Annotated in this window: 11 protein-coding genes; 4 read left to right on the top strand and 7 right to left on the bottom strand. The window is 34.6% G+C overall.

Features of this window, described 5'->3' with window-relative positions:
* Position 1: 1 nt before the first annotated feature.
* From AB1444_08885 to thiD, 4 genes are all read right to left on the bottom strand, one after another.
* On the bottom strand, positions 2–670 hold the full coding sequence (locus AB1444_08885) for a ribonuclease HI family protein (GenBank protein ID MEW6526765.1): 669 nt from the start codon (positions 668–670) through the stop codon (positions 2–4).
* Between the two features lie 179 nt (positions 671–849).
* Positions 850–1548, bottom strand: coding sequence for a hypothetical protein (locus AB1444_08880; GenBank protein ID MEW6526764.1), 699 nt, complete (start codon positions 1546–1548; stop codon positions 850–852).
* Position 1549: 1 nt separating this feature from the next.
* Positions 1550–2353, bottom strand: coding sequence for a Nif3-like dinuclear metal center hexameric protein (locus tag AB1444_08875; GenBank protein ID MEW6526763.1), 804 nt, complete (start codon positions 2351–2353; stop codon positions 1550–1552).
* Complete coding sequence (gene thiD, locus AB1444_08870; protein ID MEW6526762.1) at positions 2346–3647, bottom strand: bifunctional hydroxymethylpyrimidine kinase/phosphomethylpyrimidine kinase; 1302 nt, start codon at positions 3645–3647, stop codon at positions 2346–2348. Before thiD ends, AB1444_08875 begins: the two co-directional genes overlap by 8 nt.
* Positions 3648–3811: 164 nt before the next feature.
* Here thiD and AB1444_08865 point away from each other — a divergent pair, with 164 nt between their 5' ends.
* From AB1444_08865 to AB1444_08850, 4 genes are all read left to right on the top strand, one after another.
* Positions 3812–4156 (top strand): hypothetical protein, encoded by a 345-nt coding sequence (locus AB1444_08865; protein ID MEW6526761.1) that lies wholly within the window; start codon positions 3812–3814, stop codon positions 4154–4156.
* Positions 4153–4992, top strand: a complete 840-nt coding sequence (locus tag AB1444_08860) for a shikimate dehydrogenase (GenBank protein ID MEW6526760.1) — start codon at positions 4153–4155, stop codon at positions 4990–4992. Before AB1444_08865 ends, AB1444_08860 begins: the two co-directional genes overlap by 4 nt.
* Before the next feature lie 2 nt (positions 4993–4994).
* Entirely contained in the window at positions 4995–6284 is a 1290-nt protein-coding gene (locus tag AB1444_08855) for a folylpolyglutamate synthase/dihydrofolate synthase family protein (GenBank protein MEW6526759.1), read from the top strand.
* 230 nt (positions 6285–6514) lie between these two features.
* A complete protein-coding gene (locus tag AB1444_08850; protein MEW6526758.1) occupies positions 6515–7330 on the top strand; it encodes a PTS sugar transporter subunit IIA in 816 nt (271 codons plus the stop codon).
* Between the two features lie 4 nt (positions 7331–7334).
* On the opposite strand, the gene cls is transcribed toward AB1444_08850, so the two are convergent.
* The 3 genes from cls to AB1444_08835 form a co-directional block, all read right to left on the bottom strand.
* Positions 7335–8591, bottom strand: coding sequence for a cardiolipin synthase (cls, locus tag AB1444_08845; protein MEW6526757.1), 1257 nt, complete (start codon positions 8589–8591; stop codon positions 7335–7337).
* A gap of 195 nt (positions 8592–8786) precedes the next feature.
* The gene (locus AB1444_08840) at positions 8787–11252 is read right to left on the bottom strand and encodes an ATP-dependent Clp protease ATP-binding subunit (protein MEW6526756.1); all 2466 of its coding nucleotides are present in this window, start codon (positions 11250–11252) and stop codon (positions 8787–8789) included.
* A gap of 6 nt (positions 11253–11258) precedes the next feature.
* Entirely contained in the window at positions 11259–12308 is a 1050-nt protein-coding gene (locus tag AB1444_08835) for an ATP--guanido phosphotransferase (GenBank protein ID MEW6526755.1), read from the bottom strand.
* Between the last annotated feature and the right edge of the window lie 7 nt (positions 12309–12315).

The raw sequence follows: 12315 nt of genomic DNA, 5'->3' as shown, positions 1-12315 counted from the left end.
TCTATCTTTTTTTATCAGCAGCCTTCTTGGCTAAAAAGTCAGCTTTTTCATTAAAATTACGTATTACATGCTCAATTTTAACATTTGGTATCTGCTTTTTTAATTCTATTACTCTTTCATAAAGCTTTTTTATGTTAGTATTGCTTACCTGGTATTCTCCTGAGAGCTGGCGCACTACTAGCTCTGAATCACTTCTTATTTTTAAAGTTTTGGTCTTAAAGTACAGTGCCAATTGAATTGCCCGTAATAATGCAGTATATTCTGCCTGATTATTTGTCTTTTTGCCAATGTATGTGGAAACTTTGCCTACAAGCCTGTCATCGGCATCATAAATAACAATGCCAATACCTGCAGGACCTGGATTTCCTTTTGATGCACCATCAATATACATTGTCAGAACTGATTCAGTAGGTATTGTTGATAGAATTTCAAGCCCATCAAATATATTGTCCGCTACTTCAGCTTGATCTTTATTTTCTGTAGTACTGCTTTTCTTTTTTACTATTATTTTACTTTTTGCGCGTTGCTTGTCATATTCAAGGATAATTTTACGTGCTTCTTCAATTACTGATTGTATTTCACTTACATCAACATCTGACAATTCAGCAATTTTTTCCAAACTTTTGCCTTCTGCAAGTAACTGTAACACTCTATCTATACTCAGCAACATTATTATCTCCTCTAAAAATGAATCATTCTCATGACGGTTGTGATCCAGAATCAATTATAAAAATTAAAACTTTTAGTAGGTATGTCACCATACAATCAGGATGACTAATGGTGAAAACGTTTTCACCAGCCTTGGTAATGTAACATTTAACTACAACCAGCACTTTTAAATATGTTATATTAATTTTTGAAATATAAAAAACGGCCACAATTGGTGCAGGTCACTGCTTTTGATTTAGCAACTTCATCTTTTACATACACAGGTACCTGAAAATGGCATCCCTGGCAAATCCCGTTTTCAAGAGGAACTATGCCATTGCCTTTTGTTTCAACCACTTTTGCAAATCTGGCCCTTAAATCAGGAGGCAACTGGCTCATTTGCTTATTAAATTGTGCGGCATTATCTTCTGCTTCTTTTTGCAGAGATTCAAGTTTATTCTGTAATTCTTCAACATCTTTTTCAATCTGATTTAATCTTTTTGGCATTTCATGTTGTAATACACTCAGTTCATTTTCAATTGCATCAACATCTTCCATATACTGCAGCATATTGTTTTCAATTTCGTCTTTCTTTTTATTAAGAGTTTCAAGCTCTGTAATCATTGAATCAAATTCACGCTGTGATTTTAACGAATTCTTTCTGCTGTCAAGAAATTGAATGCGTGATTCCACATCATGAAGTTCAAGTTCTTTTTGTTTAATGTTTGTTTTAGTCTGATTAACCCTGGACCGCAAATCAGCCATTTTGGCTTCCATTGCTTTCATTTCATTGCGCCAGAAATCAATAGCATGCCGCGATCGGGAAATTTCATTTTTTGCTGCCAGAACCTTATCCCATATAGATTGCAATTCAAGCATTGTATATATTTCAGGGCTCATTTCACATACCACACTTCATTGGATTATGTTCTTTCTTTGATATCATCAAAGGTATATCGTTACAGTTCATTTTTTTTGTCAAGTAGTTGTAAACAGTTTGGTATAAAAAATCAATAATTGGTTTTTCAGAAACATAATGACCAATATCAATGACAGCAATCCCATTATTATTGGCTAATAGAGCATCATGATATCCAACATCACCGGTAATAATACAATCTACTGAACCATGTGCAATGACCGCATTAATTTTTCGTGAACCTGCTCCCTGCAAACAAGCCAATTTTTTAATACATTTGCCTGAATCACCATAGTATATTATTGAGTTAGTCTGTAAACATTGAGATATTTTTTTCAACACATCTGATAATGTCATATCGTTTTCAAAGTTACCCGTAGCGCCATATCCTATTGTATTAAAACGTTTATCTGGAAACAGCAATTCTATATTGTTAAGTTCCAGTGATTTAGCCAGTAAATCCCAGCATACAGCATCTGCGTTGGTGTGAGTAGCATATATGCTGATTTCATGTTGAATGCATGCAATTACCATCTGGCCAGTACTATTAGTTAAAGATATATTTTTTATTGGTTTAAAAAATATTGGGTGATGTGTTATGATACAATTACAATTATTTTCACGTGCTTCATCAATAATAACAGGAGATACATCCATAGCAACAAGAATGCCTTCCACAGGTTTATCATCAAACGAAATCTGTCTTCCTGAATTATCGTATTCTTCCTGATATTCAAGCGGGAATACTTTTTCCAGATAATCAAAAAGGCCTTTTATGCTATGCATGTGAATTTTCCGACTTTTTAATTTTTAATAGAGTTTCTGCTATTTCAAAGGGTGTATTGCCAATAATATACAGCATATTGTCCTGCTTGATTTCAACACATACTATCCTATTACTTTCAGAAATGGTGATTTCCTGTAAATTGTCAATAGTTAATGAAGTATACACTGGAATGCCACGTGCCTGAGCATTTATTTTATACTCAATTTCATTTTTAATATTTATAGCTGCGCGATAGTTCATTGGAGTAATTTTCTGCATAAATAATGCCATTTGATGGTCTACACCATATGCAGGATCCTTAACTCTGAAAATTGAATCATTGTAAACTATAATACCACCAGGAAACATCGCGATGTCACTGGTATCAGTAACATATGGAAGAGTATATGCTATGTTTGAAACTCCACTGGTAAACATTTGGCCACATTTAGCAGCATGGAGTATTGAAAAAGCTTTTTGAATTTCTTCTACTACCTGAATCTTTTCTTCATTATTAACTATTGCCACAAGATGATTTGTTGGTCCATGCCCCTTGCCTAATGGAAGCGAAAAGGTAATAGCTTTTGTGATAAATTCTTTTGCTTTTGTTATTGCTTCAATAGTATTATACCCTTTTGCCACATAGGTTGCAATTGCTGACGAAAATGTGCATCCAGTGCCATGGGTATTTTTGGTTTCAATACGCTGATTTTTCAAAACGGTAAAATTTTTACCATCGTAAATAACATCACTTGGATCACTTTCTAAATGCCCACCTTTTACCACTACATAGCGCGCACCAAATGAATATATCTTTTTTGCTGCATCTTTCATATCATCAATATTTTTTATTGTTATCCCGGTAAGAACTTCAGCTTCATGAATATTTGGGGTTACTACATGGGCAACGGGAATTAAATTTTGAATTACTGATTGAATGGCGTCATCTGATAATAATTTTGATCCCCCTTTTGCAACCATGACCGGATCAACAACACAGTTGCTGATGGAAAACTGTTTAATTTTTGTTGCTACAAGCTTTACAATGTCAGGTGTTGCCAGCATTCCTGTTTTAGCTGCATGAATGGGAATATCAGATGCAACTGCATCAAACTGTTTTTCAATCATGTCCAATGGTACAGGCATATAATCAATAACGCCCAGTGTGTTTTGAGCAGTTATTGCAGTAATCACAGTCATACCAAAACAACCCAGTGCAGTTATTGTTTTTAAATCAGCCTGAATACCAGCACCACCACCGGAATCTGATCCGGCAATACTAAGGACATTGCGAATGTAAGATGAAGTTTTCATTTTAATATCCAGTTGTTATATATCAGTAAAGGGGTTTTACATTTATTATTATATAACTATTTTTTTCAAGAATTATTTGTTGTAAAAAATTACTTGTCATTTCTACTATTCATTATCATACATCATTTTATGTATGTACAATATAATAATATAAAGGTCGCTCCATGAACAATACTCCCTTTTCATTGAAAACAAACGATAGATGGACTGTCATTGCACAGGACTCAAAATATTGGCGTGTTGGTGTGTATCATCCTGAATTTACCAGTGCTGAACAAATCACAAAATTAGAAAAACACAGCTGTCCTGAATTATTTATTTGTGTTAATGCACCATGTGGAATATTATTGAGTGTTGATGGGAAAGAAATACAGTATATAGTAAACCCCAATGAAGCAATACTGGTAACCGAATACCATAATGGTTTTAAGGTTGACCCTAAAGGGTACTTTATAGTAGTGGAACAAACAGAATTTACTACGGAATTTATTGAAAGAAAAACAATATGACAATAAATGCACATACATCTGTATATTGCATTTTGGGTAAACCTGTACGGCATTCACTTTCGCCAGTAATGCAAAACGCTGCATTTGAATATACTAAAATAAATGCAGTATATGTTGCATTTGAACCAGCTTCAATTAAACAGGCTTTTGACGCAATAAAAGCACTGGGAATAAAAGGTGCAAGTGTAACCATTCCTTTTAAGGTTGATGTTTTACCGCTATGCGATAGCGTTGATACTTTAGCTTCACGCATTGGCTCGGTTAATACCCTTGTCAACAATAATGGGATGATAAAAGGATACAATACCGACGGCTACGGATTACTTCGTTCACTTGATACTCATTCTATAGATTATCATAACAAAAAGGTTTTAATCATTGGCAATGGTGGTTCTGCAAGAGCTATCGCATATACCCTTGCCCAATCTAAAGCACACATAACTATATGTGGCCGGAACATAAATAATGTAACGCAACTAACAAATGATTTACGCAAATACTTTACATCTATCGAAACGGTACTGATTGACGATCTTACACCTGAGATAACAGCACACCATGACATCATTATAAATACCACACCTGTTGGTATGAAGCCTGACATATCCCTAACACCAATTGACACATCATTACTGCATCCACAAAATGTAGTTGTAGATATTATCTATTCACCGTTACACACACAGTTGGTTAAGAAAGCACAGGAAAAAGGATGTACTGTAATAACTGGTGATTATATGTTATTGTTCCAGGCATGCATGCAATTTGAACTATGGACAGGAAAAACTGCACCTATTGACGTTATGCATCAAGCACTGAAACAGGCGTTGCACTAACTATGCTTCCACACTATTTACAATCCCTTGCCAATAATGAATCCTTTGCAAGCAATTATACTCATTATTCTCCTGATACGATTGTTTCTGTATTGAATCTTTTAGGTAACCCTCAGCACAAGCTGCCATGCATTCACATTGCCGGAACTAATGGAAAAGGCTCAACGGCATATATGATTGCAGCTATCCTTCAAGCAGCGGGTTACACAGTTGGGTTGTACACATCACCTCATCTTATACGATATAACGAACGCATAACAATAAATGGCAAAGAGATCACTGATGAAGAAATATTGGAATATTCTCAAATGCTGGAAACACTATGTAAAACTCATAGCTATACTCCAACTTTTTTCGATGCGTTTACTATAATTGCTTTTCTTCACTTCTATAATTCAGTGGATATTGCTGTGATTGAAACAGGGCTTGGTGGCAGACTTGATTCCACAAACGTTGTCACTCCACTTGTCAGTGTTATCACTCCTATATCTTATGACCATACAGCAATACTGGGTACTACATTAGAAGAAATTGCATATCAAAAAGCAGGAATAATTAAAAAACATATTCCAGTAGTAAGTGCCATACAAAAACCTGAAGTAAAAGAAGTATTACAAAGGGAAGCAATACTAAAACAATCACCCATAGTGTTTGTTAATCACGATATAAATTTTTTAATTAAATCACAAAGCCCTCTCACCTTTGATGGTGAATATAACCATACTATATTTGGTGAATATAAAAAGATTCAAAACATTCACTGCTCCCTAATGGGAGATTTTCAGGCGGCAAATGCAACGGTTGCTATCGCCACAGCATTAATTTTAAAAAACAATAATTGGGCGATAGTACCTGAACATATATACCATGCCATGTCAAATCTTTATATTCCTGGAAGGAGTGAAGTTCTAAGCAGAAAGCCTCTTATTATATTTGATTGTGCACATAATCCTGAAGCATTAGAAAATACATTAAGAAACATGTGCAAACAATATGCTGACTACGAAAAAATATTCTGCATCAGCTTCATGAAGGATAAAGATGTTACCAAAATGCTTTCAATAATACAGCATTTTACTTCAAAACCGCTCCTTTATCTCCAGATACCTGATAATCGGTGTTACATACCTGATGAAGAAATAAAAAATATATTTTTAATGGATGTTTTTACTGAAACAGAATCAATTGCAAACCTAATAAAACCACATCTTTACTCTAATACCATGATAATTTTTACTGGAACTTTCAGGTTATATCCTTATAGCAAATCTATTTGTTCATTGCTACAGTAATGTTTGTATTATAAAGATTTCCATCTGCAACATCTATTGCCAATTGTAAGCTATTTGTTAAAAAATTTTGAAAATATCTTCTTGATTTTAGTTTTATTTATAATTTTATGGTACAATAAATATAATTATTTGTTTTATGATAATTAATGAAGCAATGTTAAATATTCTTAACAAGTTTTACGATTTGAATTTCACAAGAAATAAATTTAAATTCACAAGGAGTTTAGAAAATGGATCTATCAGAACTATTACCTAAAGAACATGTAATAACTGTTAAAAGCAATGAAAAGCAACTGGTTATCAAAGAGTTGATTCAGAAATTACAGGATTTAGGGAAACTGGATAATGCTGATAGATACTACACTCAGGTAATGCACCGTGAAACACTGGAAAATACGGGTGTTGGGAATGGGTTTGCTATTCCCCACGTGCGAACCGATTCAGTTAAAAAACTACTGACCATTTTTGGAATATGCAATGAACCTGTAGAATATGAATCCTTTGACAATCAACCTGTTAAATATGTTATGCTCAGCATTTTCCCAACTTCTTTAAGCACCAAGTACCTTTACCTTGTTGGGATGATGGCAAGAATTTTTTCCAATACTGAAAAAAGAGAGAAAATTGATGCTGCTCGGACTCCTTCAAAAATTTATCCTATACTCACCAAAGAAGCCAAATTATATTTTGACTCAATAACAGAAATAAATAAAGAAGAAAATCATATTGAAAGTTTGGCTGGTGTACCTTCATCTGATCTTGACCTTCTAATCAGGCTTGATCAATTATATCGCCTTTTAGATAGTGGTGATAAATCAGAAACACTCACAAAAAAAATCAATGAATTGCGTCGATTTATTGATAACCGCTCACTTTCATATTATGAGAGAATGCGGCAAAAATGCCAGAATCCTTTTGCTATTCTTGAAAAAAATACCTGTGGTGGTTGCCATATGGTAATCCCACCAGTAGAAATGGCAAAAATCAAAGGGAAGAAATCCTTAGCTGTATGTACTTATTGCGGTAGATTTTTAATTATAGTATGATTCCCTATAATAAATATCTGAATCTATAGCAAAACCACTCTTTTAAATATTGTACAAAAGGGCGTCGTTTAAGATGTTCCAGGTGTAATTCATTGCTAGTTTTTATATCCTTTAAAAATTGCTTTTTCATCTTTTCACCAAATGCCTGGTCAAGTATAATAGCATTCACCTCTAAATTTGCAGTAAAGCTTCTTCTGTCTAAATTTGAAGAACCAACCGTTGCCCATATATCATCTATAACAGCTGTTTTTGCATGCAGAATAGCACGTTGATATTCATATATTTTAACATTATTTTTCAAGAACCGTTTATATAAATATCTACTGGCATGCTGCACAAATGGTATATCACTTATTGCTGGTAACAATATTCTTACATCAACATCTTTTTTTGCTGCATATATTAAAGACTTTACTATCCTCATGTCGGGGATAAAATATGCATTGGTAATATAAATATAGTTACGTGCATTTGCTATAGCTGCTAAATATGTATGATAAATTGGTTTAATTCTTCTTCGTGAATGGCTGCTTAAAGCCATTACAATTGTATCCCCAACAGGTTTAATTACAGGAAAATACTTTGAAATATCAACCAGGGCTCCTCCCTGCCTGTGCCAGTTTTCAAGGAAAAAGTACTCAATGTCTTTTACCACTGGCCCTTCTATTTTTATGTGTGTATCACGCCAATTCTGTCCACGGTATTTTTTACCAGCATATTCATTTCCAATATTCATACCACCAATAAAAGCTATTTTGCCATCGATAACCATCAATTTTCTATGATCACGTATATAAAGATTAAAATATTTTCGCCAGGGTACAATAGGATGGTATTCTATTAATTCAATACCCATTTTTTTCATGTATTCAAAAAGCAAAGTTGAAGTATTAATGCAGCCTATAGCATCATAAATCACATTAACCTCAATACCTTTCTTTGCTTTTGCAGCTAATTTTTTAGCTAATTTCCATCCGATGTCATCACTATTAAATATATATGTTTCCAGGTTAATGCTCAAAAGCGCGCTGTCTACAGCTTTGAATAACTCATCAAAAAATACATCACCATCAGTTATAAGAGTAACTTTATTACCACCGTAAAATCCTGAAATACCAAATTTTTTTAATGAGCGCAGAAATTGTGGCAGGAAAAACCTGTTTTTTATCTTTTTGATTATATAATTATAACTTATTTTTGTATTAATAATTTTTTGATGAGACTTAGATTGAGTAATCAAATTTTTTCTAACAGATAGCATTATATATTATTTAAATATAGTAATAATTCATTAAAAAAAATTTCATAAAGAATAAAGTGTACACCCCCGCCGCCTTCGGCGGCGGGGTGTAGACTATTTTATATTTTATTCAAATTTCAACATTTAGGAATAATTAATGATTTAAATATATATTTCAGTTAAATATATAGAAATGATATTCGTTAAGTTAGTACTTTATGAATGATGTACAACTTCAGGTTCTGAAATTTTGCCAGTATTACCGTTTTTCTCTGGTTTAAAATATATTGCATCATATTTTATCCCAGCATATACACGATGGCAGTCTTTAAAGCGTCCATTTAATATTTCCACAGCCAATCTGTCTTCTATTTCGTTTTGCACAGTTCTTCTGAGGTACCGTGCTCCATACTTTTCATTAAATCCACGTTTAACCAGGTATTGCTTGACTTTTGAGGAAACAATTAATTCAATACCCTGCTCCTCAAGATGTTCATTTACTTCCTGTAACATCAAATCAAGTATTTGTTTGATGTGGTTTTCATTCAATTTGTGGAAATGGACTACTGCATCAATGCGATTTAAAAATTCAGGGCTAAATAATCTTTTAACTTCTTCATCTACATTCTGAAATTGTGCAATTTGTGGATCAACTTCATTAAAGCCCATTTTACCTATCTTTTGGAACTCCCTGTTGCCAACATTGGATGTCATAATAATTACTGTATCAATGAAGCTTGTTGTTGAACCAAAGTTGTCGGTTAATTCACCTTCTTCAAGTACCTGCAGTAATATATTATATACATCAGGGTGTGCTTTTTCAATCTCATCAAAAAGAATTACCGAATACGGCCTTCGTTTTACTTTTTCAGTTAACTGCCCTCCTTCTTCATAACCTACATATCCAGGAGGTGCACCTATCAGTCTGGAAACAGCATGCTTTTCCATAAACTCGGACATATCAAACCGTATTAGCGCATCTTCATCATCAAACAGAAATTCTGCCAGGGCTTTTGCAAGTTCAGTTTTTCCAACACCCGTAGGGCCCAGAAAGATGAATGAACCAATAGGCCTTCTGGCGCTTCTAAGGCCTGTACGTGACCTTCTGATAGCTCTACTTATGACGCTTATTGCATCGTCCTGTCCTATTATACGTTTATGCAATTCCTGTTCCATGCGTAACAGTTTCTGAGATTCAGACTCTTCAAGTTTTTCAACAGGTATTTTTGTCCATTGTGCAACTACAGTTGCTATCTGTTTTTCATCAACTATTACTGCATAGTCATTAATGCGCTGTTGCCAGTCACTTATTTTCTGTGATAACAGTGCTTTCTTTTCTATGATTGTATCCCGTATAGATGCTGCCTGTTCATATTCCTGTGCTTTTACAAGTTCGTTTTTACGGTTATTTAAATCTTCAATTTCACGTTCAAGCAATTCTATATCTACAGGACGTTCACAATTTTCAAGCCTTGCTTTGGATCCTGCTTCATCAATAACATCTATAGCCTTATCAGGCAGGTATCTGTCATGGATATATCTGTCAGCGTATAATACAGCTTTTTTAATTGCATCATCAGTATATCGTACTTTGTGATGCATTTCATAGCGTTCACGCAGGCCAAACAGTATTTCAATAGCCTCATCTACTGAAGGTTCATCAACCATAACTGTCTGGAATCGGCGTTCCAATGCAGCATCTTTTTCTATGTACATGCGATATTCATTTAAGGTTGTAGCACCTATGCACTGCAATTCACCCCTTGCCAATGCAGGCTTCAAGATATTTGCAGCATCTATGGCTCCTTCAGCTGCACCTGCGCCTATAATGGTATGCAACTCATCAATAAACAAAATAACATTATCTGATGCTTTGATTTCTTTCATGATTCGTTTCAGGCGTTCTTCAAATTCGCCTCTGTATTTGGTCCCAGCTACCACAGAAGCTAAATCAAGCGCCAGTACCCTTTTGTTAAAAAGTGGTTCAGGGACATCATGGTGTACAATACGCTGTGCAAGCCCTTCAACTATAGCTGTTTTCCCAACACCAGCTTCACCAATCAAAACTGGATTGTTCTTGGTTTTACGTGATAGAATCCTTATAACTCTTTCAATTTCGGAATTACGTCCTATAACCGGGTCTAACTTATCCTCTGCTGCTAAACGGGTCAGTTCTATAGCAAATTCATCTAATGTTGGTGTTTTGGTTTTATCATTGGTTTTTTGTTGAGAATTACCTTCAGGTGTAACGCCTAAAATCTTTTGTACTTCGCCCTTTATGACATTATAGTCAATACCTGCTCGTATAAGGGTATCAATCCCCGAACAAGTCCCATCACGAAAAATTGATAATAATAAATGTTCGGTGCCTACATAATTATTTTTTAATTTACGCGCTTCATCTTTTGCAATTTCAATAATTCGTGTAAAACGTGCACTGAGTGGTAGATTGCCTAAAATAATAGTGGATCCAGATTTGCGTATAGCCTGTTCTATATTTCTTCGTAGTATTTCAAAGTTAACCCCCATATTTTTCAATATGCGGGCTGCAACTGAATCATCATCTTTTAAAAGGGCGAGCATTATATGCTCTGGTCCCAATGCATCTGAATTTAATCGCCGCCCTTCTGCCTGTGCTAAAACTTCTAATACCTTGCGTGACCTCTTGGTATAATCAAACATATTTTTTTACTCCTTATCTTCGAATTTTTTTCGAAGATATGCTGCTCTGAAGGCATCTCCTTCTTCACTGCTTGCAAATTGCCTGCCTGCAATTTTCTGAAGATGAGATACCTGTATATGTATCATTAAATCATTAATTACAGAAAGTTCAATATTTTTTATTATCGACAAAACAACCCCTAATCTTATTAAAGATAGATGCTCTATGGCTTCTGCATAACTCATTGACCGTGAAAATGTTACTATACCATACGAACGCCATACCATATCTTCCAGTACATCCTTGTGATGCTGATAATACTCGTCCCGTGCTTCATTTTCAAGATCAATAATGAGGCTTATTACTTTATCAATTTCTTCTATTATATCTATCTCAGATTTTCCCAATGTGGCTTTATTACTGATAATATACATGCTACCAACGGTTTTTGTTGCATCATGGACAATTCCTTTTAACTGTGCCTGGTATTCTCTGACCAATTTTATTACTTCACCCATATTTTTTGCAGCGGTAAGCATTGGTAAATGAAGCATAGCTGAAACACGCATGCCAGTACCAACATTGGAAGGACAGGTAGTTAAAAAGCCAAAATCATCAGTAAATGCATACGAAATATATTTATTTAATTCATCATCTATTTCATCAGCTAATTTAAATGCCGATAGCATCTGCAAACCTGGTTTAATGACCTGAATCCTGATATGATCTTCTTCATTTATCAGAATAGAATATTGCTGGCGGGGATCAAAAACAACACAACTATCGTTGTTCAATTCCATTTCATGAGTTATTATATCCCGTTCACGTAAAAAGCGTCTGTCATCTGAAGAGCAATCTTTTAAACTAATAAACTGAGCATTTCCAAAATATTTTGATGTTATTACTGCCTGGTGAACAATTGATTCCAGCGTTGATATATCAGCTTCATCCATCTTGTTTCCAAAAGGTAATGACGGCAAATTTCTTGCCAGTCTGACTCGTGTGGTCATGACAACATCAGCCGAAGGCCCTACCTGTGACCAGAATGGTGACTGTGAAAGCAGCTGTTCAAACATTAAAGCC

The organism is Spirochaetota bacterium (genome assembly GCA_040756435.1).
GTDB lineage: Bacteria > Spirochaetota > UBA4802 > UBA4802 > UB4802 > UBA4802.
The sequence above is the reverse complement of the archived record's forward strand: the minus strand, read 5'-3'. Positions and strand labels throughout refer to the sequence as shown.

Coding starts and splice junctions, on each gene's coding strand:
- cls (MEW6526757.1), bottom strand. CDS start 8,591: ATGCTATCTGTTAGAAAAAATTTGATTACTCAATCTAAGTCTCATCAA.
- AB1444_08875 (MEW6526763.1), bottom strand. CDS start 2,353: ATGCATAGCATAAAAGGCCTTTTTGATTATCTGGAAAAAGTATTCCCG.
- thiD (MEW6526762.1), bottom strand. CDS start 3,647: ATGAAAACTTCATCTTACATTCGCAATGTCCTTAGTATTGCCGGATCA.
- AB1444_08840 (MEW6526756.1), bottom strand. CDS start 11,252: ATGTTTGATTATACCAAGAGGTCACGCAAGGTATTAGAAGTTTTAGCA.
- AB1444_08865 (MEW6526761.1), top strand. CDS start 3,812: ATGAACAATACTCCCTTTTCATTGAAAACAAACGATAGATGGACTGTC.
- AB1444_08880 (MEW6526764.1), bottom strand. CDS start 1,548: ATGAGCCCTGAAATATATACAATGCTTGAATTGCAATCTATATGGGAT.
- AB1444_08835 (MEW6526755.1), bottom strand. CDS start 12,308: ATGTTTGAACAGCTGCTTTCACAGTCACCATTCTGGTCACAGGTAGGG.
- AB1444_08860 (MEW6526760.1), top strand. CDS start 4,153: ATGACAATAAATGCACATACATCTGTATATTGCATTTTGGGTAAACCT.
- AB1444_08885 (MEW6526765.1), bottom strand. CDS start 670: ATGTTGCTGAGTATAGATAGAGTGTTACAGTTACTTGCAGAAGGCAAA.
- AB1444_08855 (MEW6526759.1), top strand. CDS start 4,995: ATGCTTCCACACTATTTACAATCCCTTGCCAATAATGAATCCTTTGCA.
- AB1444_08850 (MEW6526758.1), top strand. CDS start 6,515: ATGGATCTATCAGAACTATTACCTAAAGAACATGTAATAACTGTTAAA.